General features: G+C 61.4%; 26 protein-coding genes, 1 tRNA gene and 1 pseudogene. 16 read left to right on the forward strand and 12 right to left on the reverse strand.

What is annotated here, in order from left to right:
* Positions 1–53: 53 nt before the first annotated feature.
* The 5 genes from lepB to OHL16_RS07005 all read right to left on the reverse strand — a co-directional run bounded on the left by lepB (position 54) and on the right by OHL16_RS07005 (position 5010).
* Positions 54–875 (reverse strand): signal peptidase I, encoded by an 822-nt coding sequence (gene lepB, locus OHL16_RS06985; protein WP_263366396.1) that lies wholly within the window; start codon positions 873–875, stop codon positions 54–56.
* Positions 872–1693 (reverse strand): ribonuclease III, encoded by an 822-nt coding sequence (gene rnc / locus OHL16_RS06990; RefSeq protein ID WP_263366397.1) that lies wholly within the window; start codon positions 1691–1693, stop codon positions 872–874. Before rnc ends, lepB begins: the two co-directional genes overlap by 4 nt.
* 55 nt (positions 1694–1748) lie before the next feature.
* Positions 1749–3584: a hypothetical protein gene (locus OHL16_RS06995; RefSeq protein ID WP_263366398.1), complete on the reverse strand. Its 1836-nt coding sequence runs from the start codon at positions 3582–3584 to the stop codon at positions 1749–1751.
* A gap of 62 nt (positions 3585–3646) precedes the next feature.
* Positions 3647–4330: an anti-sigma factor family protein gene (locus tag OHL16_RS07000; RefSeq protein WP_263366399.1), complete on the reverse strand. Its 684-nt coding sequence runs from the start codon at positions 4328–4330 to the stop codon at positions 3647–3649.
* Complete coding sequence (locus OHL16_RS07005) at positions 4327–5010, reverse strand: sigma-70 family RNA polymerase sigma factor (protein ID WP_263366400.1); 684 nt, start codon at positions 5008–5010, stop codon at positions 4327–4329. The genes OHL16_RS07000 and OHL16_RS07005 overlap by 4 nt, the downstream gene beginning before the upstream one ends.
* Positions 5011–5213: 203 nt before the next feature.
* Between OHL16_RS07005 and OHL16_RS07010 the strand changes: the two genes are divergently transcribed.
* A tRNA-Ala gene (locus tag OHL16_RS07010) sits at positions 5214–5289 on the forward strand.
* Between the two features lie 15 nt (positions 5290–5304).
* On the opposite strand, the gene OHL16_RS07015 is transcribed toward OHL16_RS07010, so the two are convergent.
* Positions 5305–5937: a TetR/AcrR family transcriptional regulator gene (locus tag OHL16_RS07015; RefSeq protein ID WP_263366401.1), complete on the reverse strand. Its 633-nt coding sequence runs from the start codon at positions 5935–5937 to the stop codon at positions 5305–5307.
* A gap of 254 nt (positions 5938–6191) precedes the next feature.
* Here OHL16_RS07015 and OHL16_RS07020 point away from each other — a divergent pair, with 254 nt between their 5' ends.
* The 4 genes from OHL16_RS07020 (at position 6192) to OHL16_RS07035 (ending at position 8538) form a co-directional block, all read left to right on the forward strand.
* The gene (locus OHL16_RS07020) at positions 6192–6716 is read left to right on the forward strand and encodes a DUF2306 domain-containing protein (RefSeq protein ID WP_263366402.1); all 525 of its coding nucleotides are present in this window, start codon (positions 6192–6194) and stop codon (positions 6714–6716) included.
* A 37-nt stretch (positions 6717–6753) separates the two neighbouring features.
* Complete coding sequence (locus tag OHL16_RS07025) at positions 6754–7158, forward strand: hypothetical protein (protein WP_263366403.1); 405 nt, start codon at positions 6754–6756, stop codon at positions 7156–7158.
* 60 nt (positions 7159–7218) lie between these two features.
* Complete coding sequence (locus tag OHL16_RS07030; protein ID WP_263366404.1) at positions 7219–7476, forward strand: hypothetical protein; 258 nt, start codon at positions 7219–7221, stop codon at positions 7474–7476.
* A 114-nt stretch (positions 7477–7590) separates the two neighbouring features.
* Entirely contained in the window at positions 7591–8538 is a 948-nt protein-coding gene (locus tag OHL16_RS07035) for a 2-hydroxyacid dehydrogenase (RefSeq protein WP_263366405.1), read from the forward strand.
* A gap of 40 nt (positions 8539–8578) precedes the next feature.
* On the opposite strand, the gene OHL16_RS07040 is transcribed toward OHL16_RS07035, so the two are convergent.
* Together OHL16_RS07040 and OHL16_RS07045 are read right to left on the reverse strand one after the other, a co-directional pair.
* Positions 8579–8956: a hypothetical protein gene (locus tag OHL16_RS07040; protein ID WP_263366406.1), complete on the reverse strand. Its 378-nt coding sequence runs from the start codon at positions 8954–8956 to the stop codon at positions 8579–8581.
* A 270-nt stretch (positions 8957–9226) separates the two neighbouring features.
* Positions 9227–10510 (reverse strand): GGDEF domain-containing protein, encoded by a 1284-nt coding sequence (locus tag OHL16_RS07045; protein WP_263366407.1) that lies wholly within the window; start codon positions 10508–10510, stop codon positions 9227–9229.
* 164 nt (positions 10511–10674) lie between these two features.
* Between OHL16_RS07045 and OHL16_RS20240 the strand changes: the two are divergent.
* A pseudogene (locus tag OHL16_RS20240) lies at positions 10675–10860 on the forward strand (DinB family protein); the annotation flags it as partial.
* 15 nt (positions 10861–10875) lie between these two features.
* On the opposite strand, the gene OHL16_RS07050 reads toward OHL16_RS20240, so the two are convergent.
* Positions 10876–12396 carry a sodium:solute symporter family protein gene (locus OHL16_RS07050; protein ID WP_263366408.1) on the reverse strand — a complete coding sequence of 507 codons (1521 nt, stop codon included), beginning with the start codon at positions 12394–12396 and terminating at the stop codon, positions 10876–10878.
* Between the two features lie 251 nt (positions 12397–12647).
* Between OHL16_RS07050 and OHL16_RS07055 the strand changes: the two genes are divergently transcribed.
* Together OHL16_RS07055 and OHL16_RS07060 are read left to right on the forward strand one after the other, a co-directional pair.
* Positions 12648–13565: an MBL fold metallo-hydrolase gene (locus OHL16_RS07055; RefSeq protein ID WP_263366409.1), complete on the forward strand. Its 918-nt coding sequence runs from the start codon at positions 12648–12650 to the stop codon at positions 13563–13565.
* A gap of 3 nt (positions 13566–13568) precedes the next feature.
* Positions 13569–14441 carry an aldo/keto reductase gene (locus OHL16_RS07060; RefSeq protein ID WP_263366410.1) on the forward strand — a complete coding sequence of 291 codons (873 nt, stop codon included), beginning with the start codon at positions 13569–13571 and terminating at the stop codon, positions 14439–14441.
* A 64-nt stretch (positions 14442–14505) separates the two neighbouring features.
* Here OHL16_RS07060 and OHL16_RS07065 read toward each other — a convergent pair whose 3' ends face one another.
* On the reverse strand, positions 14506–15888 hold the full coding sequence (locus OHL16_RS07065; RefSeq protein ID WP_263366411.1) for an NAD(P)/FAD-dependent oxidoreductase: 1383 nt from the start codon (positions 15886–15888) through the stop codon (positions 14506–14508).
* 369 nt (positions 15889–16257) lie between these two features.
* Between OHL16_RS07065 and OHL16_RS07070 the strand changes: the two genes are divergently transcribed.
* Positions 16258–17031 carry a tetratricopeptide repeat protein gene (locus OHL16_RS07070; RefSeq protein ID WP_263366412.1) on the forward strand — a complete coding sequence of 258 codons (774 nt, stop codon included), beginning with the start codon at positions 16258–16260 and terminating at the stop codon, positions 17029–17031.
* A 5-nt stretch (positions 17032–17036) separates the two neighbouring features.
* Here OHL16_RS07070 and OHL16_RS07075 read toward each other — a convergent pair whose 3' ends face one another.
* On the reverse strand, positions 17037–17237 hold the full coding sequence (locus tag OHL16_RS07075; protein ID WP_263366413.1) for an allantoinase: 201 nt from the start codon (positions 17235–17237) through the stop codon (positions 17037–17039).
* 670 nt (positions 17238–17907) lie between these two features.
* Between OHL16_RS07075 and trxB the strand changes: the two genes are divergently transcribed.
* Positions 17908–18861 (forward strand): thioredoxin-disulfide reductase, encoded by a 954-nt coding sequence (gene trxB, locus OHL16_RS07080; RefSeq protein ID WP_263366414.1) that lies wholly within the window; start codon positions 17908–17910, stop codon positions 18859–18861.
* 2 nt (positions 18862–18863) lie between these two features.
* On the forward strand, positions 18864–19415 hold the full coding sequence (locus tag OHL16_RS07085; protein WP_263366415.1) for a GNAT family N-acetyltransferase: 552 nt from the start codon (positions 18864–18866) through the stop codon (positions 19413–19415).
* A 61-nt stretch (positions 19416–19476) separates the two neighbouring features.
* Here OHL16_RS07085 and OHL16_RS07090 read toward each other — a convergent pair whose 3' ends face one another.
* Positions 19477–19806 carry a DMT family protein gene (locus OHL16_RS07090; protein WP_263366416.1) on the reverse strand — a complete coding sequence of 110 codons (330 nt, stop codon included), beginning with the start codon at positions 19804–19806 and terminating at the stop codon, positions 19477–19479.
* Between the two features lie 60 nt (positions 19807–19866).
* Between OHL16_RS07090 and OHL16_RS07095 the strand changes: the two genes are divergently transcribed.
* The 5 genes from OHL16_RS07095 to OHL16_RS07115 all read left to right on the forward strand — a co-directional run bounded on the left by OHL16_RS07095 (position 19867) and on the right by OHL16_RS07115 (position 26095).
* Positions 19867–20565, forward strand: a complete 699-nt coding sequence (locus tag OHL16_RS07095) for a YggS family pyridoxal phosphate-dependent enzyme (protein ID WP_263366417.1) — start codon at positions 19867–19869, stop codon at positions 20563–20565.
* The gene (locus OHL16_RS07100; protein ID WP_263366418.1) at positions 20562–20873 is read left to right on the forward strand and encodes a DUF167 domain-containing protein; all 312 of its coding nucleotides are present in this window, start codon (positions 20562–20564) and stop codon (positions 20871–20873) included. Before OHL16_RS07095 ends, OHL16_RS07100 begins: the two co-directional genes overlap by 4 nt.
* 182 nt (positions 20874–21055) lie before the next feature.
* Entirely contained in the window at positions 21056–22903 is a 1848-nt protein-coding gene (locus tag OHL16_RS07105; RefSeq protein WP_263366419.1) for a M2 family metallopeptidase, read from the forward strand.
* Between the two features lie 106 nt (positions 22904–23009).
* Positions 23010–24518 carry a glycerol kinase GlpK gene (glpK, locus tag OHL16_RS07110; protein WP_263366420.1) on the forward strand — a complete coding sequence of 503 codons (1509 nt, stop codon included), beginning with the start codon at positions 23010–23012 and terminating at the stop codon, positions 24516–24518.
* On the forward strand, positions 24515–26095 hold the full coding sequence (locus OHL16_RS07115; RefSeq protein ID WP_263366421.1) for a glycerol-3-phosphate dehydrogenase/oxidase: 1581 nt from the start codon (positions 24515–24517) through the stop codon (positions 26093–26095). The genes glpK and OHL16_RS07115 overlap by 4 nt, the downstream gene beginning before the upstream one ends.

The following is a 26095-nucleotide window of genomic DNA, read 5'->3' on the forward strand; positions in this document are numbered from 1 at the left end:
CTTCCAACCTTCAGTGTATCAATCGCGCCCGCCGTGCGAGGAATCCGCGGCCGCTACCGCACCACGCGCATCATGCGGTCCCACCGGGCGAAGTCCGCCAGCGCGTCGAGAACGCTCGCACGCTGCTCATATGGCGCCACCTCGCCATCGGCTCCCGCGCGCAGCGAGAAGTAGATCACCAGCGGACTGCCCACAATCGCCTCCCGCGGAACGAAGCCCCAGTACCGGCTGTCCTCGCTCTCGTTGCGATTGTCTCCCAGCACAAAGTAGCTGTCGCTCGGCACGATCAGCTCGCCGTTGTCGATCAGCGTCCGCATCCTGATCCACCACCGCGAGTCGATGTTCGGGTCTGCATTCTGCAGCCGGGGAAAGTTATCTCGGAAGTTATCCGGCCCACTCGGGCGATACATCGCATAAGGCTCCGTCACCGCACGCCCATTGATGAATACCCGGCCGCCGCGCAGACGGATATGATCGCCCGGCAGCCCCACCACCCGCTTCACCAGGTGAATCGCGGGGTTCACCGGGTAATGGAATACGACGATCTCGCCGCGCCGGACCGTCGCCGTGGGGAGCAGTCCGTCGAGCTCGCCTGCGTCGCCCCCCTGCTTGTTCACCAGCAGAAAGTCGCCGATCATCAGCGTTGGCTCCATTGAGCCTGAGGGGATACGGAACGGCTGCACGCAGAAGGTAATGATGAAGATCGCGATGATGATCAAGTAGATCAGCGACTGCGCCGCCACCAGCAGCGAGGCGTGGTGGTGCTGCGCAGCCTCATGACGCGCCGGTGCAGGACTCCCCGCCGCAAACTTCCGCGGCCCGGCGCCAACGGCCCGCTCGCCGCCCTGGCTCGGTGCCGCCGTCTGCGGAATCACTTCCTCGCCTCTGCCGCAACTGCCATCTCGTTGCGCATTCGTTGCTCCGTCAGCAGCCGCTCGAAGGCCACGCGCGCGGCCTCCTGCTGCGCCTGCTTCTTGGTCGTTCCCTCTGACTCTGCCAACGCCCGCAGGCCGCCGGTTCCATCGGCGACCCGAACCTCAACGCGAAACTTCTTCTGGTGATCGGGTCCGGTCTGCGCGGTGAGAACGTACTGCGGTTGCCCGCCTCCAATCGACTGCAGATGCTCCTGCAGCGCCGACTTGTGGTCTCCGATCGCTCCGCTAAACGTGTCACCGGCGCGTAACGCCAGCCTCAGCTCCGGCAGCGCCGGTTCGATAATCTGCTCCTCTATGAAGGTTCGCGCGGCACTGAGCCCGCCGTCAAGGTACAGCGCCGCAATGACTGCCTCCAGCGCATTGGCCAACAGCGCAGGCTTCTGCCGTCCGCCGCTCTGGTCCTCCCCGCGGCCCAACCGCAGCAAAGCTCCCAGCTCCAGCCGCGCCGCCACCGCGCCCAGATGCCGCCGGCTCACCAGCGAAGCCCGCAGCCGGGTCAGCTCGCCCTCGCGCGACTCCGGAAACCTCCGGAACAGCGACTCCGCCACCACGAGCCCGAGCACCGCATCGCCCACAAACTCAAGCTGCTCATTGTCCGCCGCCGGATTCTGCAGCTCCTCGGCATTCGTCTCATAGGCCAGCGAGCGGTGGGTTAGCGCCCACGTCAGCAGTTCAGGCCGCTGAAACCTGTGGCCGAAGAGGCTTTCGATCGCCTTCTGCGGCTGCGATCCTTCGGACTTTCTGCGGCGCGTTGTCATGTGGCCCCCTGCGCTCTAAATTTCCAGCCGTCCGGCTGATCGCTCTGCCATCGCCTCAGTGCTGCGAAGGCGGACGGTACGCATCCTTCTCCGCCTTCCCGCTCGGGTCCAGCGGAGCATTGTCATCCTGCTCCTGGTGCTGTACATTCGGGGCCGCAAACGGCTGCTTCAGCCCCTGCTCAGCGGCGGCCTTGGTATCCGGACGGCTATCACGCACCGTCAGGGCCGCACGGTACTCTTCGACCGCCTTCTCCCTCTCCGACTGAACGTCATACAACCGGCCAAGATAAATATGCGACCAGGCCAGTGTCCGCGGGTCCTTCGACAGCTTCAGCGTAGCTTCGAAGTTAACCTGCGCCTCCTCCGGCTGCCGCTGCATCAGGTTTGCCCGCGCAATCACGTAGTGGGCCTCGGCATGGTCCGCCGCAGGATCGCTGAGCGCCGTCCTTGCGAGCGACGTCGCGCCATCCAGATCACCCTTCATCAGCTTCATCTCGGCAAGGTCCAGCCCCGAGAGCTGTCGCGGCCCACGGCGCACAAGATCGTGCGTCCCCTGCGGCAGAAATGCGACCTGCTCGGCGTCATGTCGCTGGCGGTCCACGTCCATTCCGTAGACCATCTCGCCGATGTCGTCCTTCAGGCTGACGCCGTCCCGCTCCATCTGGCCGAGCTTGGCGTAGAAGTAGTCCACCAGCACCCAGCCCTGGCGCTTCGACAGGTCGACGCTCTTCCTGCGCACCGCCTCTGCCTGCCGGTTGTACTCGGTCATCTCGGCGTCGTAGCGCTCCAGGTCCGCTCGCTGCTTCACTTGAGTCGGCCGCTTCGGTCTGGCGATGCCGACGTCCATCGTCTGCGCCTCGACCGCCTTGATCAGGCACTCCGTCAGGAACGCCGCGATGTCCGACTTGTAGGTGAAGTCCAGCGGAGCATCCTGCACTGCCTTCAGCAGCGGCAGCAGCCGGTCCATCGCCGAGGCCCGCGCATAGATAAGCGGCTCGACTTCGTAGTGCAGATACGTATGGCGGATGTCGTCCATGTGCACCGCCGTCGCAGGGTTTGCGTCCTCCGGGACGGCTGCCGGCGACCCCACCACGATGTAATCGTTTCCGTAGATGCGCGCGTTCGTCGCCGAGGGAGCCAGCATTGGCTCCATCAGCACGAGAAAGCGGCGGCCATCATAGCTGCTGACCGGAAGCCGCAGATAGACGTTTGTGGCGAGGATCATCTTCGTCAGCGAATCATGCACCTTGCCGACGGCGGCCTCGTACTCCGGCCGATGTTCCACCCACAGGGCATGCAGGTGGACATCCTCGCCGAACGTTCGCAGCAGCGGAAGAATGTTGACCACCTGCGTCGAGTCCGGCGGGAGTTCCGTCTCCTCGACCGTCGGGGTCAACTGCGGCGGCGGATTCAGGTACAGCGCCAGCGAGATGTACTGCCCCAGGTTCAGCCCGCTATCGGTCATATTATGCAGGCGAATGTAGTTGCACAGCGCATCCCGGTGGTCGCGAGCGTCCGCCGAAGCTGTCAACGCCGTGTTGACCTCTTCGCGGATCTCGAGCCGCACGGGAATGGAGTGCTCAAGGTCGGCGTCGTAACCGCAGGCGTTGAGCGCCACCGCCAGATCGAACAGCGGCTCGTTGGTCTCCAGCGTCACCGCCGAGCCGCCGGCCTCCGGCTGCGCAATCCGCGGAGCTATCTTCGGGCGCTCCGTCGTCTCCTCGGAGGGCTGAGAGCTGCTGCTGCTTGATGACTGAGGCTGGGATCCGGACTGCGCCAGCGAACTCAGGCCGGCGCTCGCAAACAGAGCGGCAGACAGAAAGACCGTACAGGTCTGTGGGACTAGACGCGAGGGGATGAGACGCGAGGCTCGGTTGGAGAAAGAAAACACGATATGGATTCGACGCTCCCTTGGAGTTTAGGGGAGCAGTGGAAGACCATGCAACCCGCCCGCTATCCGCGAACCGAGATTCCCGAGTATGTCACCACTACCATGCTGCGCACCGGAGCGCCAAAGACCCGTGCGGGCTCAAAGACGCTCAAGAGCAGCTGGCCGGCCACCTGGGAGCGAACCGCCTCATTCGCCTGCCCCGAGACGATGTGGTAGTCGTACACGCGGCCCTGTGCGTTCACGTACGCCTCGACGACAATCGCCGAATCGCTGTTTCCCTCGATGGCTCTGGGCGTGTCCGCCGAATACAGATAATGCGGCGAGGTCATCGCGCCCAGCGGCTCGTCGTTGGCCATCACCGTCTGTGGCGCGGCCACCATCCCCAGCAGCATCATAATGCTGCCCACCAGCGCAACCGACCCCGCAAAGCCAGCCGATACCTGCACCAGCAACGGGCGGATCGCGTTCTCCCACTTCACGCTGACCGAGTCCATCCAGCGAGCCTTGGCCGCAGCCTGCTCATGCGAGATCGCCAGCCGGAGCTTCATTCCCAGATCGGCAGGCGCCTTCGCCGGACCAAGCGACGCCAGCGTCAGCTGCATCGACCGCAGGCCGTCAAACTCCTCCTGGCACGCTGGGCACTCCTCAAGATGCCGGGCAATCTTCTGCATCTCCTGGCCGCTCACAGCGCAGTCGAGGTAGGACGAAAACGAAGTTCGGATTTGCGCGCAGTGTGGGGAAGTCATTGCGTCGCCGTCTCCCTGGATGTATTGGCGTGCATCAGGGGAGTCGAGCCTCTTTCCTGATCCACGAGCAGTGCCCGCAGCGCCGAACGCCCTCGCGTCAGCCGCGACTTCACCGTTCCGAGATTCACATCCAGAATCTCGGCAATCTCTTCATACGCAAAGCCTTCAATCTCGCGCAATACCACTACCGTCCGGAAGGCCTCTGGAAGCTGCCGCAGCGCCGCCTCCACTCTCTCCCTCATCTCGGCGTGCACCGCATAGTCGAACGGGCTTTCGCCTTGATCGGCCAGCGTCGCGTTCAGCGACAGGCTCCTGCCGTCCTCTTCCACACATGGCGAGTCAATCGTCAGCTCCTGCTTTTTGTGCCGCGACCACCACCGCCGCTGGTTTGAGGCCTCGTGCAGCGCAATCCGGTATAGCCACGTCCGCAGGCTCGACTCGCCATGAAAGCTTCGTATGCTGCGGAAGACCTTGATGAACACTTCCTGCGTAATGTCAGCGGCGTCGGAGGGATCGGTCAGGCTGCGCGCGATCAGCGAGTACAGCGGCTGATGGTATTGGGCGATCAGAATCGCGAACGCCTCCTCGGAGCCGGCCTTAAGGTCGGCAACGAGTGCTGCGTCTTCGGTCCTGATGCCAATCGCGCTGGCCAGATTTCCCACGAGTGTGCCCGCCTGCATTTCGGGTGTCCTTTAAAGTACGACGTCTTCAAACCAGTTGCAAATCGTAGCCCTCAGAGCGAACGGGAAACAACGCCGGCGGCGGCCGAGTGCTCGCTCACTCTATATTCCTTAGACACCGGAAGATAGCCATTTGTTTCCTCATCCGTTTGACGAATGCCGCGCCTTCCTCCAGAATAGATAGAGTCCTTCCGCGTAAGAGTGGGCCTGTGGCGCAGCTGGGAGCGCGCTTCCATGGCATGGAAGAGGTCATCGGTTCGATCCCGATCAGGTCCACCAAATTCCCTTCAAAAGTCAGACGTCTGGCTGGCGTTCGGCATCAACTGTCTCCTTGACCATATCGAGCACGGTCGCGGCGGCCGCTTCTTCGCTTCCACTGGCCTCTGCAAGGGCGTCGAAGAACTCGAATGAGGTGAGGGCATAGAGGATCGCGGCTTTTCGCTCCTTGTCATCCGAGTCCCCGCCACGAAGCACCTCGACAACCCGACGCGACGCCATCCTTCGGCGCTGGTTGCGCGCCTCGACTGCGTCTCCGAACTCAGGATCGACTGCAGCTATCCCGTGGATTCGCCGAATCAGCAGACGATCCTTTCGCCAGAAGCCCGTAAAGACCCTCACAAACCCCGTAAGCATCGCCGCAGGATCGGAGTGTTGCATTACCAGCCGCATCTGCTCCATACCGCCGCTCCTGGCCATCTGGTCGAACAGAGCCTCGACGACTCCCGATTTGGTTCTAAAGAGGTTATGGACCGTTTGCCGGGTAACCTCGCTCTCCCGCGCCAACGCCTCCAGCCTTAGATTAGGCAGGCCGCCGGACCTTAGTTGTGCCCGCGCCGCTGCCAGAATCCTCGCCCTCCGGTTATCAGACCCTTCAAGCCGCTTGCCTAGCGAGTAAGGCCGCTTGCACGGAACAGCTTCATTCTCCATGGCAGCACGATCTTAACTCGTCACATTTAACTTTACAACATGTAAATTTAAATTCTAGACTAAGCACGAAATTTGGTTGAAGGTGTCCCACGACTTCGATCCCCAGCCCGGCGGCAACCCCTCACGCCTCTGCCTCACCTCTATGGCTGCGACTGTGTTTCTGGGCCTCCATCTTCATTGCTGTGGCCGTTGTCATTCGACGGCTTGCTGCCCTGGCACACCCATCAACCTCCGGGCCACCCGAGCTTGTCGGCATGGACGCCATATTTGCTTCTCGCGCTGCGCTCACGCTCGCTCACATCCTTCCGGCGATGGCCTTCGTCTTGGTAGCGCCCTTCCTCTTCCTGCGACGTTTCGCCGGAGCGGCCTGGCCCCGGCACCTGATCTACCCCCTTGGGATCATCGTGGGGCTCACTGCCTACGCGATGAGTACCTACTCTATCGGCGGCTGGACGGAGCGCTCGGCGGTGCTCCTCTTCAATAGTCTTTTTCTCTTCTCGCTCGTGCGAGCATTTTGGTGCGGTCGCGCCAACGAGATCGTCCTTGAGAGGCGCTGGCTTACTCGATCGGTTGGAATCCTGCTGGGCATCGCGACCACGCGCCCGGTGATGGGAGCCTTCTTCGCAACCAGCCGCCTTACCCATCTGGTTCCGAGCCAGTTCTTCGGCGTGGCCTTCTGGATAGGCTTCTCTCTCAATACAGTGGCTGTTGAACTCTGGCTACGCTCCACGAAACCTCAATCGCAAGCTGAACGCAACCTCCTGATCCCAGAGAGCTGACGTCTGTCGGCCCACCGAGCCGTAACGGAGCGAATCTATGAACTCACAACCCGACACGCCCAAACCGCAGCGCCATCTTGGTCCTCCACTTTGGTTGCTGGCCATTCTCTACACTCTCCTCTTCAACGCCGGGCTCTATCCGGTCACCGCTTTCGCGGGTAAGCCTTATTGGCCCGGCCCGTGGGAGCCTCAGTCGGTGATCATCACATACTTTCAGGCTCGTCCGGGCCACGTTCTGGCCTGCATGTTCCTACAGTTTGGAGCGACAATCTGCCTCGGCCTGTTTACGGTCGTTGCGGTCAGTCGCCTGCGCTTTCTTGGCGTGCAATCGGCCGGTTCTTGGATTGCGCTATTTGGTGGCCTTCTCACGGTATTCGACGGTGTCGCCGCAAGCTTGATTGGCTGGACGATGATCCATCCTGCCGTACTTCAGAGTTCCTAGGTACTTATTGCGCTCTACTACCTCGCGTACGCTTTCGGAGGCCCTGGCTTCTCGATCCCGATGGGCCTGCTCATCGCAGGGATCACCATTCCATCTGCCATTCAGAGGCTCTTGCCGCGATGGATTGTCGTTCTCGGCCTCGTACTTGCGGTCGCTGGCGAGTTGAGCTGGCTGCACCTCGTTGTCCCCTCAGCCCTCTTCCTCATCCCATTGACGCGCTTCCCTGGCTTTATCTGGATTATCGCCGTCGGCTTCTCGCTGCCCAAGACAACTCCGCTGCGTATTGCTCTCTCATCCGCTCAACCGGCCTCTGCGTGAGGCGCGATTCGAGTGCGATCACGGCCTCGTTAGTGCATTGTGGAAAAACAGGACCGCCGGAGACTCTGTCCATCATGCAAACTCGAAGACATGGTGCGAGTAGGCGTTGATGAGATGTTGGCAGAAGAACTTACAAAGGACTTTCCCAGGGGAATAGAGCTCGTAAGGATTCCGCGGCACGGCGACAAGGTGATCGACGTTGATTTCTGGATTCTGACCTTTGCCCACAGGAGTGCCAAACAGACCTTTGCCCGGCTGCGCGGAGTAAAGGTCGTGCAGTCTCTGATGGCCGGTGTGGACTGGATCCTGCCCTGGCTTCCGAAGAACGTAGTGCTGTGCAACGGGCGCGGAATCCATGACATTTCGACCTCGGAGTGGGTGGTGGCGGCCATCCTGTCCTCGCTCAAGAGGTTTCCGCACTTCCGTGATACCCAGATGAAGCACGAATGGGCGGGCCAGGCCGCGGTCCGTGATGACTTCCTGAGCGAGAGCGGGGCGCAGATGGGGCAGTACCGGGTGTTGGGCGAAGACCTTGCCGACAAGACCGTGCTGATTGTCGGGTATGGATCGATCGGCGCGGCCATCGAGGCACGGCTGGCTCCGTTCGGCGTGAGGATCGTGAGGGTGGCGCGCGGCGCGAGGAACTCGCCTGAGGTGCATGCGATTGCAGAGCTGGATGGCCTGCTGGGCGAGGCCGATATCGTGGTGACGATCGTTCCGCTGACGGCGGAGACGCGCGGGATGATTGGAGCCAGCCAGATCGCACGCATGAAGCACCGCGCACTGCTGGTGAATGCGGCACGCGGGCCTGTGGTCCAGACGGACGCGCTGGTGGAGGCGCTTTATGGGCATCGCATCCGCGCGGCCATGGACGTGACCGATCCGGAGCCGTTGCCGCCGGGGCATCCCTTGTGGTCTGCGCCGAACTGTTTCATTACGCCGCACGTCGGAGGATCAACACCCGAGTTTATTCGTCGGGGATACCGGTTCGCGGCGGCGCAGGTAGGGCGATTTATCGCCGGGGAACCGCTGCAGAATGTAGTGAACGACGCTGGCTACTGAGCCTGCGCCCCGGCCACTCACGGGGCGCAGGCAGGGGATTTCAGGCGTGGATGACGGAAGCGCGCGCTAGAGGACGGGTGTAGTAGCCGATGTCGTCGTCCTCATCTTCGTCGTCGTCATCATCTTCCTCTTCGTCATCCTCGTCTTCGTCGTCGTCGTCGAAGTCCTCGTCTTCGTCGTCGTAGGAGTACTCGTCGTCGTCCTCATCCTCGTCATCCTCTTCGTCGTCATCGTCGACGTCAACGTCCTCCTCGTCATCGTAGCCGTCATCCTCTTCTTCGTCGTCGTAACCGTAGGAGGGCTTTTTGGGCGAGAGCTCAAGCCGCACAGCACCGTCGGCGAAGATGGGGTGAGCAGCAGAGGAGAGCAGCACGGCAAAGGAAGCAGTGGGGTTCAGGGTCAGGGTCTCGGTCGTCATGAGGATGATCTCCTGTGAGATTTGCGTACTGGGGTAGGATGCAGCAGACGCAAAAAGGTGAGTTTAAAAAACGAGATTTCGTTCGACGAATCCGTTTGTTGTCGGTGACTTTGAGAATACCTGAAGCTGCTCCCCGGATATAGCCCTGGAAGTCTGCCACAGCTACCGTCCCTTGGCCAGAATCTTTGCATCGCGGCCCACCGTGGTGGCAGCGGTGCCGCTCCGATACGAGGGAGACGGGTATAAAAGGGGATCGGTCCCCTTGCCGGGTCAGAGCTGAAGCTCAGGCTCGAACTGGAGCGGAACCTGGCGCTTCTGGGAGTACATCCGCTGGTCGGCGAGGCGGCGGAGCAGGACCTCGTCGGTGGTGTCGTCCGGGTAGATGGCGACGCCGACGCTGCCGCTCACAGCGAGTTCGTATCCGGCAGCGTAGAAGGACCTGCGAAGGGCACCTTCGATGCGGCGTGCGCTGGCCTCGACGATCTGCTCGGCGGGGACAGCGGCAGGGAGGTTGCCGGCGACGATGATGAACTCGTCGCCACCGAGACGGGCGAGCGTGTCGGGCTCGCGGATGGCGTGGCGCAGGCTGTGAGCGACCTGCTGCAACAGACGGTCGCCAACGTCGTGGCCGAGCGAGTCGTTGATCTGTTTGAAGCCGTTCAGGTCGAGCATGATGAGCGCGGTGCGGGTTCCGCTTCGTGCTGAGTCGTCGAGAGATTGAGCGAGGCGGTCTTCAAACAGGCGTCGGTTGGGAAGGCCGGTGAGCTGGTCGTGGAAGGCGTACCACTCGTTGCTGGAGACCTGAAGCTCGAGCAGCACGAGAAGCATTCCGATGGTGACGAGAAACTTCTGCATGTTCCAGATCTGGGCGGCGAAATCGGTGTACTGAGGACGGGCGGCGACCCAGGAGTGGAAGAGGAAGACGAGCGCCCAGAGGGTGAAGCCGGCAACGATGCAGATCTTGCCGAGGCTTCTTCGCGGCAGGCTGAGCTGAAAGACCACACCGGTCGCGAGATAGACGACGAAGAGTGGAAAGTAGGCCGTTTCGCGATAGTTGCGCGAGGCGACCGAAAACCATAACGGGGTCCAGATCAGAAGCTGCGTGACGATGAGCCACCAGGCAGCCCGGAGCCTGACGGTGCGCGCGATCAGGAACGGGGAGAGCACGCCAACAAGCTGGCCGCAGATGATGACGATGCGGTAGACCGGCTGTGTTCGCAGATCGAGCCCATAGATCGTGAGGAGAAGCGCCAGAGGGGGTGTGTTCGCGAGCAGATAGATCAGCGTCGAACGCCGAGAATAGAGGGGCCTGGCCGCTGCCCAGAGAAAGATGATGCCTGCGGCGAGGTAGGAATCCAGCGCGACGATATGCGAGGGCATGTGCCTCGGTCCACGATCCGCATAGAGGGTGTGAGCGATGGCTTCGAGAAAGATGAAGAGCAGGCCGATGATCCACAGACCGACGCGCTCCTGCGGGTGGCGACGGCGCAGAAAGTGCAGGACCGCAAGAAGCGCGGCCAGGGCGGCCAGATCGGGCAGCAGATTGACGTTCATCCACGCTCCCGGGAGGCCGATTGAACTGGATTCGTCGAGACGATGATCAGGTTCCGGTCTAAATGTATTTGGAGTGTTAATTATCACGCGGGAACGTGAATTGGCTGCAAATGATTCAGAAGTAAGGTACTAGAGGGTAACCGCGGGCGGAAGACCTCGACAAGCGCATCACACCATTGCTGCGTCATACAACGGAGGAGCAGATACGCGCAACGCATAACTCTCCTGACGGGAAATTGTCCGGCCGAGAGGTCTTGTTGGCCATGTACATTCACGTGGCGCACCACCGTGGCCAGGCGGAGATCTACCTACGGGACAAGGGCATCAAGCCGCCTTCCTACAGAATCTGAAAACGGCACTCTGCGCTAGGCTTCCCCGAATGGCTCAAGCTGCCGGGGCGAGGGCGGCGTGGTGAAGAGACTGACGAGGAAGAGACACAGCAGCGATGCGATCAGCGCAGGAAAGATCGCGTCGCGCTGGCCGATGGACGGCGGAAGGTGCGGCGCGACGGTGTCCCATGCAACCGTGACGGCAGTGCCAACGGCGACGCTCGCGACAGCGGCGGCCGCAGTAGCTCGCCGCCAGAAGAACGCAGCAAGGATGACCGGAGTGAGCGCGGCGGCGTAGATCGTGTAGGCGTAGAGCGCCTTCTTGAGTACAGACTCGGTCCCCAGCGACTGAAAGAGCGCCCAGATGCCGAGGAGAACCACCGTCAACCGGCTGACGATGAGAATCTTTTTGTTCGAAGCCTCAGGCGACACATAGCGGACGTAAATATCGTTGACGAGATTGGTCGCAGGAGAGAAGAGGTAGTTGTTTGCGGTGGAGATGATCTTGGCGAAGATCGCTCCCATGAGAAGCGCGCCGAGGAGACGAAGAAGATAGACGGAGGTAGTGGAGACCGCGGCGGCTGGGGTAACGCTGGCAACCTGGCCATTGGCTCCCAGGACGATGGTCGTCGCGGCAGGCTCAAAGCCGTGCAGACCGCAGTAGGCGAGGATCTCGCGCGGAGCTTTGCTGACCTCGCCGTTGGGAAAGAGCGTGGAACCAGTGACCGCGATGGCGACGATCACAGTCTCGAGGATGACGGTGCCGAAGATCCAGCCGACGACTGCGCGTCTGGCGTCCTTCTCGGACTTGGCCGAGAAGAACTTCTGGTACATGGACTGGTTGCCGAGCAGCAGAAGGCAGGTAGGCAGGAAGAGTTCGAGGCACTTGATGAAGGAGAGATCGCCAAGAAGCTGAAAGTGTGTGGCAGGCAGCGCGGCGTGAACGGCGGACCAGCCTCCGGCGTGGTGAACGAGGATCGGCAGCGCAAGGCACATGGTGGTGGTTGCGAGCAACCCGATGAACAGGTCCATGTAGGCCACAGATGACATACCGGCGATGGCGGTGAAGACGATCACGAAGGCCGCGAGGATGTAGCGCCCAAGGAGGGGCGAGATAACTTCGGGAAAGATGAGGTGAAGGATGTCGCCGCCGCCGATGAACTGATAGCTCGTGATCGCCGTGTAGGTGAGCAGAATCGCAATCACGCCGAGCACGCGCGCGGTCTGGTTATAACGCGCTTCGAGTAGGTCGGGGATGGTGAACTGCGCGAACTTGCGGGCCCGCGGCGCGATGAAGTAGATGAGCAGCAGCCCGGCCCAGCCTCCGCCCGCCTGCCACAACGCCACGAAGCCGTGCTTGTAGGCGTTCTCCGCGCCGCCGAGCAGAGAGCCGGAGCCGATCCAGCTTGAGAGCAGCGTGAAGATGAGCACGAAGGCGGGAAGTGTGCGCCCGGCGACCAGATAGTCGGCCTTGGTCTTGACCTTGCCGAGGCGGGCAAGCGAGACGCTGAGCAGAGTGAGAACGATGACGGCGATGACGGCTGCGTAGAGGTTCATGGAATCTAAAGGATTGTAGCTTGCGAAGCACTGCCTGTACCTTGTTCCTCAGTGATCGAGAGGTTCGAGGAGCAATGGCGACAGGAGATCAGGCGGGCGTTGTTTGTGATGCACCTGCCCGAATCAGGGTCGATACTCTTTCCTGAGCCGCCGCAAAGCTCCTTTCAACTATCTCGTTCAGACTTGCCGTAGCTCCTGCTGAGGCGCGAAACTACAAGCTGGCCGGAAGCATCTATGAGACTGGTGCCCTGATGGCTAAGGTATTGCGACGCAGACCGTTCGTTGTGACAAAGATGGGACAGCTCTGGCGACTGGTGCGCGAGAGCCACGAGAATCCGATTACCGGCGTCTCCCGGCCTCCCCGACGGGTCAACGCCGATGAGCTCGGCGTAACGTTCATCGGGCACTCGTCGTTTCTGCTGCAGTTGGACGGCAGAAACCTGCTCGTCGATCCCGTCCTCTCGAAGCGATTGATTCTGCTGCGCCGGCAGCGCAGGCCGGGCGTGATTGCCGAGCAGATGCCCGCGATCGATGTCGTCCTCGTGACGCACGCACACATGGATCACCTGGACTTCGCCTCGCTGCGCAAGGTGGTGCGGGTGACGCGGCGGCTGCGAGGCCATGCGCCTGAGATCGTCGTGCCCAGAGGTGTGGAAGACCTCGTCGCGGGACTGGGCTTCGCCAGAGTGCGCGAGATGGAGTGGTGGCAGCAGACCGAAGTGAAGGGACTCGCGGTGACGATGACTCCCTGCCGGCATTGGGGCGCGCGCCTCTTCAGCGACACGCACCGCGGCTACGGTGGCTATGTCGTTGAAGCCGCTGGACACTCCGTGTATCACTCCGGCGATACAGCATACTTTGACGGCTTCACCGAGATCGGCCAAAGGCTGCGTCCGCAGGTCGCGTTGCTGCCCATCGGGGCATACTTTCCGGATAGTTACCGTGCAGTCCACACAAGTCCTGAAGAGGCTGTGCGGGCTTTTGTCGAAGTTGGCGCACAGTGGATGGTTCCGATGCACTTTGGAACCTTCCGCCTTGGCCGCGAACCGATGGACGAGCCTGTACAGCGGCTGACGGCCGAGGCGGCGCGGCTGAATGTCGGTAACCGGGTAAAAGTTCTCGAAGAGGGCGAGACGCTGCGCCTTTCTCCCGAGACCGGCATCTCATGAGGCATGACAACCACTGCGGCTGTAAATGCGAAGGCAAGCGGAACATTTGTGATTGGCAGCGATCTGACCGTCAACCGTCTGGGCTACGGTGCGATGCGGATCACCGGCGATGGAATCTGGGGCGAGCCCAAAGACCCCGAAACCGCGAAGAAGGTCCTGCGGCGCGCAGTTGAGCTGGGCGTGAACTTCATCGACACGGCAGACTCCTACGGTCCCGATGTGAGCGAGCGGCTGATTGGCGAGGCGCTGGCTCCGTACGCGAAGGGCGTCGTCATCGCGACCAAGGGCGGGCTGACGCGACAGGGGCCAAACAAGTGGCTTCCGGTGGGCAGGCCGGAGTATCTGCAGCAGCAAGTCGAGATGAGCCTGCGCCGGTTGAAGCTGGAGCGGATCGACCTGTGGCAACTCCATCGCATCGACCCAAAGGTTCCCGTCGAGGAGTCACTGGGCATTATCAAAAAGCTCCAGGAGGAGGGCAAGATACGGCACGTTGGGCTGAGCGAGGTGAAGCCGCACGAGATCGACCAGGCCCGGAAGATCGTCGATGTCGTGAGCGTGCAGAACCTCTACAACCTCGGCGACAGGCAGCATGAGGACGTCGTCGAGTACTGCGCGAAGCACAAGATCGCATTCATCCCATGGTTCCCGGTTGCGGCAGGCAAGCTGGCAAAGGCCGGCGGCAAGCTGGATTCCGCGGCGAAGCGGCACGGCGCGACGGTCTCGCAGCTCTCGCTGGCGTGGCTGCTGCACCGGTCGCCTGTGATGCTGCCGATTCCCGGAACATCCTCCGTAAAGCATCTGGAAGAGAACATCGCCGCTGCTGGGGTGAAGCTGAGCACCGCCGAGTGGAAGGAGATCGAGGACTCCGCGAAGTAAGGCTAAACCCGCGAGGGAACAGAAAAACGCGCGCTCCCGTAACCGGGTTCGGCGCGCTTTTCTTTTATGCCTTGGGAACAGCGATATCCGCTGGCTTCTGCGCCGAGGAACCCTGGTCCGAACCAGGCTTCTCCTCCCATCCCGGAAGCTCCTGCGAGCCGGTAATGAGGCGCGCTCCGTCGCTCAAGGTAAGGTAGGTCCACGCCCATTGGCTAAAGACCGTGAGACGGTTGCGGAAGCCGATTAGGAAGAAGACGTGGACGAACAGCCAGGTGATCCACGCCGGGAACCCGCTCCAGTCAGCATGGAAGGGCCACTTGATCCTGGCGACCGCGGCCTTGCGCCCGATGGTGGCCATATCACCCTTGTCGAAGTAATGGAAGGGCTGATTGAGGCCGACGCTGTCACCTCTCGCATCGCGCGTGACGAGACGGCCGATGCGTTTGGCCGCATAGGTTCCCATCTGCATCGCGGGTTGGGCGACCCCGGGAACCTGCTTGCCGTTCTCCTCGACGTGGGCCAGGTCGCCGCAGATGAAGATCTCTGGGTGGCCGGGAGGGTTGAGGAACTGATCGACGATGACGCAGCCGCGCCTATCCGTAGGGACGCCGAGCAGCTTTCCGAGCGGTGAGGCTTCCACCCCCGCCGCCCACAGCGTGACCGCCGCATCGATGCGCTCGTTGCCGACCATGACGTAACCGGGCTGGACATCCGTGACTTGTGCTCCGGTACGAACCTCGACACCCAGTGCGTTGAGCTGCTCGACGGCCTTCTTCTGCAGGTCGGGTGGATAGGCCCCAAGAAGGTAGGGCGAGCCTTCGAGAATCTCCACCTTCGCGGTCGAAGGATCGATGTGGCGAAAGTCCTTCGTCATATAAAGCTTGGCGATGTCCATGATCGCTCCGGCGAGTTCGACTCCGGTAGGCCCGCCGCCGACGACGATGAAGTTCAGAGGAGGGTGCGTGCCGCTCTCCTGCATCTGGCGCTCGGCAAGCTCGAAGGCGAGCAGCACGCGGCGACGGATCTCGATTGCGTCTTCGATGGACTTGAGGCCGGGGGCGAGCTTCGCCCACTCGTCGCGGCCGAAGTAGGAGTGTGTAGCGCCGGTGGCGACAATGAGATAGTCGTAGTCCAACCGCGTGCCGGTCTTGAGTTCGACTCGCCGCTGCGCAAGGTCGAACCCTACCGCCTCGTCCATCAGTACCTCGATGTTCGGGTGATCGTGGAGGACGGAGCGGATCGGCTGCGCAATCTCTGCCGGTGAGAGCACGGCGAGCGCGACCTGGTAGAGCAGCGGCTGGAAGGTGTGATGGTTCTTGCGATCGATGAGTGTGATGTCGACGGGAAGTCTGGCGGCCTCTTCCGCCGCGAAGAGCCCAGCAAACCCGCCGCCGAGGATTAGGACACGCTTGCGCGCGTTGACGCCTGTCACCGCTGCAACTCCCATCGTGGTTGCTCCCTCGCCTGCACTTCTTTTGGATGCTTGAGGCAGCCATAACGGTCTCATCACGGCTGCTTTTGCAGCGTAAGCGAGACGAACGCCTGGATCCCCGTAGTGGCAGCGATATTGGTGATCTCAGCCGAGTTAGAGGCTGCAAGCGGGATCAATTTTGGTTGAGGTCATCTTGCACTCCGTTACTCCTGTTTTTTCGGCAGAAGCCACTCGAAGCAGATGCCCTATTCTACGACAGCTGGTCGGCTGTGCGATGCCGGACACTCAGCGCTGCAGATCGCCTTGATTCACTTCTCTATCTTCCGCAGATATGCTACTTTTCGGTTACTTACAGACGTATAACTGACGCCAGGACTAATACCGATGGGATTCCTGAGCCACTTCTTCTACCCGTGGGGCTTGCTGCTCCAGGGATTGGCGATCGTCCACTTCATCCGGCGGCGGCCGGACACGTATTGGATCTACATCATCCTGTTTCTGGGTCCCATCGGCGCCACGATATATCTTGTCGCCGAGGCTCTTCCCGATATTGGACTCGTGGGACAGTCCTTCAAAGGGTTTTCACGCCGGAAGCGCATTGGCGAGTTGGAAGTCGCGGTTCGTGACAATCCATCGTCGGGCAATTACGAAGAACTTGGCGATCTTTACATGGACGACGGCAAGTTCCAGTTGGCGCGAGCCGCGTTCGACAAAGCCATTGCCGCTCGCGCCAATACTCCCGATCCCTTCTACAGGCGCGGCGTTTGCGCTCTCCGGTTAGGCGATGCCGCGGCGGCGTTGCCTGACCTGGAGAGAGTGACCGGCAACGATCCTGACTACGATTTTCATCGCGCGGCCGGATTGCTCGCCCACGCCTACGCGCAGACCGGACAAAAAGAAAAAGCCGAGGCGCTCTTCCGGCAGGTGACGATGACATCGACGTCGTCGGAGACCTACCTGAACTTCGCAGACCTGCTGGCGTCCGAGGGTCGCAACGCTGAAGCCCGCGAATGGGCGCAGAAAGTGCTCGATAAGAAGCCGACGATGCCCGGCTACCTTCGCCGCCGGGAGCGGCCGTGGTTCCGTAGCGCAAGTGCTATGCTCAGGCGGCTCGCTATGACGAAGCCGCCAAAAGCTTCCTCGCTGCCGTCTACCTAGCCGCTCTAGATCTCCGGATAGAAGTCGAAGAAGGCGTCGAGGCTCATGCGGAGCTGCGCTTCGATCTGCTCGCGGCTGCCCTCGAGGATGTGCATGGTGACGTGGGCCTGATTGCCGTTTTTGAGCGCGATCGCCGCGTCACTTACTTCTGCTACCTCGTCGGCAGGAAGCAGCCTCATTCCATAAACCAGCGTTAGATTTGCCATGGTTCGATTGTAAAGACCGCTTCGTTCGGCCTTGAAGTACCCCCCCGATATTGCGTAAAATATTCATTGTATTGGATTTAGCTTTGGACTTGTCGCGCAAGATATTCCATCTAAAGGGTTTATGGGTCAAAATATTCAAAAGAAATGAGTTATGGGGTTGAAAGAAGAAGCCCCGGTTGTTGGCCGGGGCTTCTTCTTTTCTGTCTGGTTCTATTTTAGTGGATTGGTGGAAACTACTCTGCCACGCGGAAGTGGCTTGTTTTGATTGGGTTAAGTAGTTTGGGGGCTTGACAGGATTTTCTGTGGAAGTCGTAGAGCTGGTGGAAGGCTTTGGTAGAGAAGCGGGTTTCTTCGCTCCGCAGTGCGATGAAGCTGCACTGCTCCGGTCGAAATGACATGTCTTTGGCTAGTTGGGGAAGTTGGCTAGTGGAAATCGTGCCCCACCCATCGCGATGAGGCTGCGATGGATGGGGCACCCAAGTGTCCTTGCAAAATCCAGGTCTCAGAATCGAGACCTGGCCCCCCTGCTTCGGAAGGGGAGGGTAACAGTCTATGTGTCCTGCAAAAACGAAGAGTCTCAAAATCCAGACTTGGAGTATCGAATCTTGTGGGCGGGGGGCTCGTCTGAATCGTTTTGTGCGCTGGGGCATTTACACTTAGGAGACTTCCTATGAGTGAAAACACGACTCGCGATACTGTAATCCTTGGTTCCGGCTGCGCCGGACTGACTGCCGCCATCTACACCGCCCGGGCGAACCTGAAGCCGCTGGTGCTGGAGGGCCATGAGCCGGGCGGGCAGCTCTCCATTACGACCATGGTGGAGAACTTTCCCGGCTTCCCGGAGGGAGTTCAGGGACCGGAGCTGATTGAGAACATGAAGAAGCAGGCGGTGCGGTTTGGCGCCGAGTTGAAGATGGCTCACCTGAACTCCATCGACCTGTCAAAGCATCCGTATGAGTTGAACATCGGCAAGGAGACGATTCATACGCGGACGCTGATCATCGCCTCGGGCGCGAGTGCGCGGTGGCTGAACCTGCCGAGCGAGCAGGCTCTGATCGGACATGGCGTGAGTTCGTGCGCTACTTGCGATGGGTTCTTTTTTTCGGGCAAGGAGATCGCCGTCATCGGCGGCGGCGACAGCGCGATGGAAGAGGCGCTGTTCCTGACTCGGTTTGCGACGAAGGTGACGCTGATCAACCGCAGTGAGAAGTTCCGCGCGTCGAAGATCATGCTCGATCGCGCGATGGCGCATCCGCAGATCCAGTTCATGACCAGCACGGTGGTGGAAGAGGTGCTGGGAGTGGAAGAGAAGGACGTGAAGGGCCTGCGGCTGAAGAACAAGGTGACGGGAGATGTGTCCGTACTGCCTGTCTCTGCCATGTTCCTCGGCATCGGCCACGAGCCGAACGCGAAGGCCTTCACTGGACTGCTCGACCTCGATGATGACGGCTACATTCTGACCAAGAACAGCGTCCTTACGACGCTGAACGGGCAGATCATCCCCGGCGTGTTTGCGTGTGGGGACATTCAGGACCGGAGATACCGGCAGGCGATTACGGCTGCGGGTTCGGGGTGCATGGCCGCGCTTGAGGTGGAGAAGTATCTGGAAGGGCATGGGCGGTAACGATGGCGACGCCGGAGCTTGAGACCGCCCGTCTCGTGCTTCGGCCGCTGCGGCTGTCGGATGCAGATCAGGTGCAGCCACTGTTTGCGCACTGGGAGGTCGTGAAGTATCTCAATGTCCGTGTGCCGTGGCCATTTCCTGAAGGTGGAGTCTTCGCGTACTACGGTGAGCTTGCGTTGCCGGCGGTGGAACGTGGTGAGGAGTGGCACTGGACGATTCGGCTGAAGGACGAGCCGGAGAGAATCATCGGCGCAATCTCGCTGCATTTGAATCGCGAGATCAATCGCGGATTCTGGATTGCTCCGGAGTGGCGCGGGCAGGGACTGATGACTGAGGCAGTGGCCGAGGTTACGCGATTCTGGTTCGAGGATCTGCGGCAGCCGGTGCTTCGGACGAAGAAGGCAGTGGCGAATGCGGCTTCGCGGGCGATCTCGGCGCGCGAGGGGATGCGGTGTGTTCAAGAGACTGAGGACGATTATGTGAGTGGGCGGTTGCCGACTGAGCTTTGGGAGATGGATGCGGCGATGTGGCGTGAGCGGCGACGTCACGCATGATAAAGCAAAGCAGATTCCTCCGCTGCGCTGCGGAATGACAACCAAAAGAGTGAGAATCGCACTAGAACTTGTGGAACATGAAGAAGGCTCCGGCGACGAGGCAGCAGAAGGCTACGGCGTGGTTCCAGCGGAGATGGTCGCCGAAGTAGAAGACGGAGAAGACTCCGAAGACCGAAAGCGTGATGACCTCCTGGATGACCTTGAGCTGGTCGGGAGCGAAGGTGCGGGCGCCGATGCGGTTGGCGGGGACCTGGAGGCAGTACTCGAAGAACGCGATGGACCAGCTGACGAGGATGACCTTCCAGAGGGAGACCTCGCGATATTTGAGATGACCGTACCAGGCGAAGGTCATGAAGATGTTTGAGGCGGTGAGCAGAAGGATGGTCCGCATGCAGCGAGGCGTCTCCGATGTTCGTTCGTCATTGTTGGATGCAAGTAAGATTCATGTTAGATGACGATTGCGGAGAACATTGCACGCTTGAGAGACGAGATAGCCGCAGCGTGCCGGCGAGCAGGACGCGATGAACGTGAGGTCGCGTTGATGGCAGTGAGTAAGGTGCATCCGGTGGAGGCGATTCTGGAGGCGTATGCGGCCGGGCAGAGACTGTTCGGCGAGAATCGCGTGCAGGAGTATGAGCAGAAGTCGGGGCGGCTGGCGGGGCTCCCGGGGGCGGCCTTTCATCTGATCGGGCCGCTGCAGTCGAACAAGACGAACAAGGCGGCGGAGCTGTTTGATGCGATCGATGCGGTGGATGCGCTGAAGATCGCGCAGCGGCTGGAGACGGCGGCGAAGGCTCTGGGCAAGCGGCTTCCGGTGCTGATTGAGGTGAAGCTGAGCCATGAGGAGTCGAAGCATGGGGTTGCTCCGAGTGAGTTGATGGGGCTGCTGGATGCGATGCGGGATTTCGAGGCGGTGGAGGTTGTGGGGTTGATGACGGTGCCTCCGTGGTCGGAGGACGCGGAGACGGCGCGGCCTTACTTCAGGGAGCTGCGACGGCTGCGGGATGAGGCGGCGAAGGTGCATCCTAAGGTGGTGCAGCTTTCGATGGGGATGTCGAATGATTTTGCGGTGGGGATTGAAGAGGGCAGCACTTGTGTGCGGGTGGGAACGGCGATCTTTGGGAAGAGGGTGTATCCGGCTGCCGTATGAGTGATGCGGGCGAGTTCGTGAGGGACGTTGCGGATGGGTGCACGGTGAGCGTGCGGGTGCATCCTGGGGCTCGTAGAGATGGAGTGATGGGTTTGCACGGCGGGGCGGTGAAGATTGCGCTCAATGCGCCCCCGGTGGATGGGCGGGCGAATGATGCGCTGATTGCGTTTGTCGCGGAGAAGCTGGGATCGCCGCGGGCGCGGGTTTCGCTGGTGGCGGGAGCGGCGAGCAGGAGCAAGGTGCTGAGGATTACGGGCAAGAGCGCGGCGGAGGTTCGGGCGGCGCTCCTACCTGAGGTGGATTGCTAAATCCGCTCAGTCGATCCGGCGGTGGCGGCTTCCGCCAATTTCTTAGACCGGTAAAAATCATCACAAAGCCTGAGAGTGTGGCGAGTGGGGCCACGGGTGGAAATTAGTGTGACCATGCATCTTCTGAATGATTTGTGACGGAGATAACGACTGGGAGGGGAGGATTCGGTACACTTCCCGCAATGCGAATTTACCGATTTGCTCTCGCCTTTGCCCTTCTTCCTGCACTGACCTTTGCCCAGACAGCCAAGCCTACCGCCGCCGATGCACAGGCGTTTATGGACAAGGCTGAGACGGAGTTGCTCAACCTCGCGAACGAGGCCAGCCGGGCTTCGTGGGTGCAGGAGACTTACATTACGGACGACACGGAGGCGATTTCGGCCAAGGCGAGTGAGCGCCTTCTGAACAAGACGAACGAACTCGTGATCGGCGCGCGGAGATTTGATGGGTTGACGCTGCCGCCTGATCTGGCGCGGAAGTTCAAGCTGCTGAAGCTGAACGCCAACCCGACGGACCCGAAGCTGGTGGCTGAGCTGACGCAGGTTTCGTCAGCGCTGGATGGGATGTATGGCAAGGGGAAGTATTGCCGTCAGGGGGCGGCGGGGGCAGGTTCGGCAGAAGGGGAGAAGTGCCTGGGGATCGAAGAGCTGGATGTGCTGATGGCGAAGTCGCGCGATCCGAAGGAACTCGAGGACCTGTGGCGGGGATGGCATACGATCTCACCACCGATGCGCGCGAAGTATTCGCGGCTGGTGGAGCTTTCGAATGAGGGGGCGCGGGAGTTCGGTTATAAGGACACGGGGGACCTCTGGCGGTCACGGTATGACATGACTCCGGCGGAGTTCTCCGCAGAGATGGAGCGGACGTGGACGCAGCTGGAGCCCCTGTACAAGGAGCTGCATGCGTATGTGCGGTTTGCGCTGATCAAGAAGTATGGCGCGGCGGCGGAGCGGCCGGATGGAATGATTCCGGCGCACCTGCTGGGAAATATGTGGGCGCAGGAGTGGGGGAACATCTACGACCTCGTTGCGCCGCCCGCGACGGGCTACAAGATGTATGACCTCGAGGGTGCGCTGAAGCAGCAGATCGGGCCTGTGTCGGAGCTTGATGCGGCGAAGAAGATGGCGAAGTATGGCGAGGGCTTCTTTACCTCGCTGGGCTTTGAACCGCTGCCTGCGACATTCTGGGAGCGGTCGCAGTTCATCAAGCCGCGCGACCGCGATGTGGTTTGCCATGCGAGTGCGTGGGACGTGGACAACGACCAGGACCTGCGGGTGAAGATGTGCATCAAGGTGGATGCGGACAACTTCACGACGGTGCACCATGAGGAGGGGCACAACTTCTATCAGAGGGCTTACCGGAATCGGCCGTTCCTGTTTCGCGATGGAGCGAACGATGGGTTCCACGAGGCGATTGGCGATGCGATCGCGCTGTCGATTACTCCGGACTATCTGAAGCAGTTGAAGCTGATCGACGAGATACCACCTGCGGAGGCGGATATTCCGCTGCAGTTGCGGACGGCGCTGGACAAGATTGCGTTTCTGCCATTTGGATTGCTGATTGATAAGTGGCGGTGGCAGGTGTTCAGTGGGCAGACGAAGCCAGAGGACTACAACAAGGCGTGGTGGGAGCTGAGGGAGAAGTATCAGGGAGTGGCTCCTCCGGTGGCGCGGACGGAGGCCGACTTTGACCCGGGCGCGAAGTATCACATCCCGGGGAATGTTCCGTATGCGCGGTATTTTCTGGCGCGGGTGTATCAGTTTCAGTTCTACAAGGCGATGTGCGATGCGTCGGGATACAAGGGACCGCTGAACCGCTGCAGCTTCTATGGCAGCAAGGAGGCGGGCGCGAAGCTGAATGCGATGCTGGAGGCTGGACAGTCGAAGCCGTGGCAGGAGACCCTGAAGGCGATGACGGGAGAGGATCATCTGGATGCCGGGCCGATGCTGGAGTACTTCGCTCCGCTGTATCAGTGGCTGAAGCAGCAGAATGCGGCGAATGGAGTGAAGGTGGGGTGGGAGGCGAAGTAGCCTGGTGGGCTCTCTTCTGATGCAAAGATCTCAATGATCTTATAAAGTGGCTCGTGCTTGCTAGCTGAGGGAACAGTCGACGCTAAAGCACGAGATGGGAGACCTTTTGGCAGAAAAGCGATTTATCTTGGCGCTGGATCAGGGGACGACGAGTTCGCGGGCGATGGTGGTGGATGAGACGGGTGCTGCGGTCTCGGTTGCGCAGCATCCGTTCAAGCAGATCTTCCCGAAGCCGGGTTGGGTGGAGCACTCGCCGACGGAGATATGGTCTTCGCAGAGTGGCGTGGCGACTGCTGCGCTGGCGCAGGCTGACCTGACGGAGAAAGACATCGCTGCGATTGGGATTACGAACCAGCGCGAGACGACGGTGGTGTGGGACCGCGAGACGGGAGAGCCGGTCTACAACGCGATTGTGTGGCAGGACCGGCGGACGGCGGAGTTCTGCGATGCGCTGCGGAACGGCGGCGATGGGGCGACGATTCAGGCGAAGACGGGGCTGATTCCGGATGCGTATTTTTCCGGCAGCAAGGTGAACTGGATACTGAAGAACGTCGAAGGCGCGCGGGCGAAGGCCGAGGCGGGAAAGCTGGCCTTCGGAACGATCGATAGCTGGGTGATCTGGAAGCTGACGCACGGTGCGCGGCATGTGACCGATGTGACGAATGCTTCGCGGACGATGCTCTTCAACATCCACACGATGGAGTGGGACGAGGAGCTGCTCCGGCTGATGGATGTTCCGCGGTCGATGCTGCCGGAGGTGGTGGCTTCGAGCGGAGAGTGCGGGACGACGACGGGATTGATTGCGGGAGTTCCGATTGCGGGGATCGCGGGCGATCAGCAGGCGGCGCTGTTTGGGCAGATGTGCACCTCGGCGGGGATGGCGAAGTGCACGTACGGCACGGGGGCCTTCATGCTGTTGAACACGGGCACGAAGCCGATGGTCTCGAAGAACAAGCTGCTGACGACCGTTGCGTGGAAGATCGGCGGAACGGTGGAGTATGCGCTCGAAGGCAGCATGCTGATGGCGGGAGCCGTGGTGCAGTGGCTGCGGGATGAGTTGCAGATGATTCGCACGTCGGCGGAGATTGAGCAGCTGGCGGCCTCGGTTCCGGACTCGAATGGCGTGGTTCTGGTTCCGGCGTTTGCGGGGCTGGGCGCTCCGCACTGGGACCCGTACGCGCGCGCTGCGCTGGTGGGAATGACGCGAGGAACTTCGCGCTGCCATATCGCTCGCGCGGCGCTGGAGGGAATCGCGCTGCAGGCGACGGACGTGCTGGAGGCGATGCAGGCCGACTCGGGCGTTCCGCTGGCGCAGTTGCGCGTCGATGGCGGAGCGGCGGGGAATAATCTGATGATGCAGATCCAATCGGACATGCTGGGCATTGAGGTGGTGCGGCCGAAGAATGCGGAGTCGACGGTGCTGGGAGCCGCGTATCTGGCGGGGCTGGCGGTGGGCTACTGGCCGGACAAGGAGACGATCTCGCGGCAGTGGCAGGTGGATCGCGTGTTCAAGCCGGAGATGAAGGCCGCAACGCAGGCCACCGTGCGTGAGCGGTGGAAGCGGGCGCTGGGACGCGCGGAAGGCTGGGCTCGCGAGGGGGAGACGCAGGAGTGACGCAACGCGAGAAGATGCTGCGGAGGCTGGGCGAGCAGGCTGGGCCGTGGGATGTTGTGATCATCGGAGGCGGCGCGACAGGGTTGGGAGCTGCGGTGGAGGCCGCCGCGCGCGGGTTTCGCACGGTGCTGATCGAGCGCGCTGACTTGGCCAAGGGGACCTCGAGCCGCAGCACGAAGCTGGTGCACGGAGGCGTGCGGTACCTGGAGCAGATGAACGTGACGCTGGTGCTCGATGCGCTGAGGGAGCGCGGGCACATGCTGCGGAATGCGCCGCATCTGGTGCATGACCTCTCGTTTGTGGTTCCGGTGTTCGGGTACTTCGGGCTTCCCTACTACGGGTTTGGATTGAAGGTGTATGAGCTGCTCTCAGGCAAGCTGTCGTTTGGGGCCTCGCGGCTGCTGTCGCGTGAGCAGACGCTGGAGATGCTGCCGGGAGTTGCGGGCGAAGGGCTGAAGGGCGGCGTTCTGTATCACGACGGGCAGTTCGATGATGCGCGGTATGCGATCTCGCTGTTGCGGACGTTTGAGGAACTGGGCGGGACGGCGATCAACTACGTCGAGGCGACTGGCTTGCTCGAGCACGGCGGGAAGATCGCAGGCGTGAAGGCTCGTGACTGCGAGAGCGATGTGCGGTTTGAGATTGCGGCGAAGGCGGTGGTGAATGCGACGGGCGTCTTCACCGAGGAAGTTCTGGCGATGGACGCGGCGACGCCGGTTTGGGGGCAGGGCGAGCTGCTTTCGGTGAGCCAGGGCTCGCACTTCGTTCTGCCGCAGTCATGGCTTCCGGGCGGCAAGGCGATGATGATTCCGAGGACCACGGACGGCCGCGTGTTGTTCGCGATTCCGTGGCACGGCGCGACGGTGGTGGGGACGACGGATGAGGCCGTCGATCATGCTTCAGCGGAGCCGCTTGCGATGGCTTCGGAGCGGAGATTCCTGCTCGAGCATATTGCCCAGTACTTCGGGCGGCGGCCGGCGAGCGACGAGATTCTGAGCGTGTGGTCGGGGCTGCGGCCGCTGGTGAAGCAGAGCGGAGGCGCGACTTCGAAGCTGTCGCGCGACCATACGGTGCTGGTGTCGAAGACAGGGCTCGTAACGATTACGGGCGGCAAGTGGACGACATACCGGCGCATGGGCGAGGACGCAATTAATCGCGCAGCCGAGGTTGCGGGACTGCCGAAGCTGGCTTCGCGGACGCTGGAGCTGAAGCTGCATGGCTGGTCGGATCAGACTGCCGGCGTTGCCGAGCATGAACTCGTGTATGGCAGCGATCTGCCGAAGATCCAGAAACTGTCGCAGGACGATCCTTCGCTCGATGCGCTGCTGCATCCGCGGCTTCCCTACCGGATGCGCGAGGTGGTCTGGGCAGCGCGGCAGGAGATGGCGCGCACCGTCGAAGATGTTCTGGCGCGGCGGACACGGGCGCTGTTTCTGGATGCCCAGGCCGCGATTGAGGCTGCGCCTGCAGTGGCAGATGTACTGGCGATAGAGCTGGGACGCGATGAGGCGTGGAAGGCCCGCGATCTTGAGGCGTTCAACGCGGTCGCGCAAGGGTATCTCTACAAGGACGAGTGA

Origin of the sequence: Edaphobacter bradus (genome assembly GCF_025685645.1) — a bacterium.
GTDB lineage: Bacteria > Acidobacteriota > Terriglobia > Terriglobales > Acidobacteriaceae > Edaphobacter > Edaphobacter bradus.

Excerpts from the sequence above, each read along its gene's own strand:
- OHL16_RS07015 (WP_263366401.1), bottom strand. The coding sequence starts at position 5,937 with ATGGAGAATGAAGCTGTTCCGTGCAAGCGGCCTTACTCGCTAGGCAAG.
- OHL16_RS07050 (WP_263366408.1), bottom strand. The coding sequence starts at position 12,396 with ATGAACCTCTACGCAGCCGTCATCGCCGTCATCGTTCTCACTCTGCTC.
- OHL16_RS07045 (WP_263366407.1), bottom strand. The coding sequence starts at position 10,510 with ATGAACGTCAATCTGCTGCCCGATCTGGCCGCCCTGGCCGCGCTTCTT.
- trxB (WP_263366414.1), top strand. The coding sequence starts at position 17,908 with ATGAGTGAAAACACGACTCGCGATACTGTAATCCTTGGTTCCGGCTGC.
- OHL16_RS07025 (WP_263366403.1), top strand. The coding sequence starts at position 6,754 with ATGAACTCACAACCCGACACGCCCAAACCGCAGCGCCATCTTGGTCCT.
- OHL16_RS07000 (WP_263366399.1), bottom strand. The coding sequence starts at position 4,330 with ATGACTTCCCCACACTGCGCGCAAATCCGAACTTCGTTTTCGTCCTAC.
- OHL16_RS07085 (WP_263366415.1), top strand. The coding sequence starts at position 18,864 with ATGGCGACGCCGGAGCTTGAGACCGCCCGTCTCGTGCTTCGGCCGCTG.
- OHL16_RS07075 (WP_263366413.1), bottom strand. The coding sequence starts at position 17,237 with ATGGCAAATCTAACGCTGGTTTATGGAATGAGGCTGCTTCCTGCCGAC.
- OHL16_RS07100 (WP_263366418.1), top strand. The coding sequence starts at position 20,562 with ATGAGTGATGCGGGCGAGTTCGTGAGGGACGTTGCGGATGGGTGCACG.
- OHL16_RS07065 (WP_263366411.1), bottom strand. The coding sequence starts at position 15,888 with ATGGGAGTTGCAGCGGTGACAGGCGTCAACGCGCGCAAGCGTGTCCTA.
- OHL16_RS07070 (WP_263366412.1), top strand. The coding sequence starts at position 16,258 with ATGGGATTCCTGAGCCACTTCTTCTACCCGTGGGGCTTGCTGCTCCAG.
- OHL16_RS07090 (WP_263366416.1), bottom strand. The coding sequence starts at position 19,806 with ATGCGGACCATCCTTCTGCTCACCGCCTCAAACATCTTCATGACCTTC.
- OHL16_RS07030 (WP_263366404.1), top strand. The coding sequence starts at position 7,219 with ATGGGCCTGCTCATCGCAGGGATCACCATTCCATCTGCCATTCAGAGG.
- OHL16_RS07040 (WP_263366406.1), bottom strand. The coding sequence starts at position 8,956 with ATGACGACCGAGACCCTGACCCTGAACCCCACTGCTTCCTTTGCCGTG.
- OHL16_RS07020 (WP_263366402.1), top strand. The coding sequence starts at position 6,192 with ATGGACGCCATATTTGCTTCTCGCGCTGCGCTCACGCTCGCTCACATC.
- OHL16_RS07095 (WP_263366417.1), top strand. The coding sequence starts at position 19,867 with ATGACGATTGCGGAGAACATTGCACGCTTGAGAGACGAGATAGCCGCA.
- OHL16_RS07105 (WP_263366419.1), top strand. The coding sequence starts at position 21,056 with ATGCGAATTTACCGATTTGCTCTCGCCTTTGCCCTTCTTCCTGCACTG.
- OHL16_RS07060 (WP_263366410.1), top strand. The coding sequence starts at position 13,569 with ATGACAACCACTGCGGCTGTAAATGCGAAGGCAAGCGGAACATTTGTG.
- OHL16_RS07035 (WP_263366405.1), top strand. The coding sequence starts at position 7,591 with ATGTTGGCAGAAGAACTTACAAAGGACTTTCCCAGGGGAATAGAGCTC.
- OHL16_RS07005 (WP_263366400.1), bottom strand. The coding sequence starts at position 5,010 with ATGCAGGCGGGCACACTCGTGGGAAATCTGGCCAGCGCGATTGGCATC.
- rnc (WP_263366397.1), bottom strand. The coding sequence starts at position 1,693 with ATGACAACGCGCCGCAGAAAGTCCGAAGGATCGCAGCCGCAGAAGGCG.
- OHL16_RS07055 (WP_263366409.1), top strand. The coding sequence starts at position 12,648 with ATGGCTAAGGTATTGCGACGCAGACCGTTCGTTGTGACAAAGATGGGA.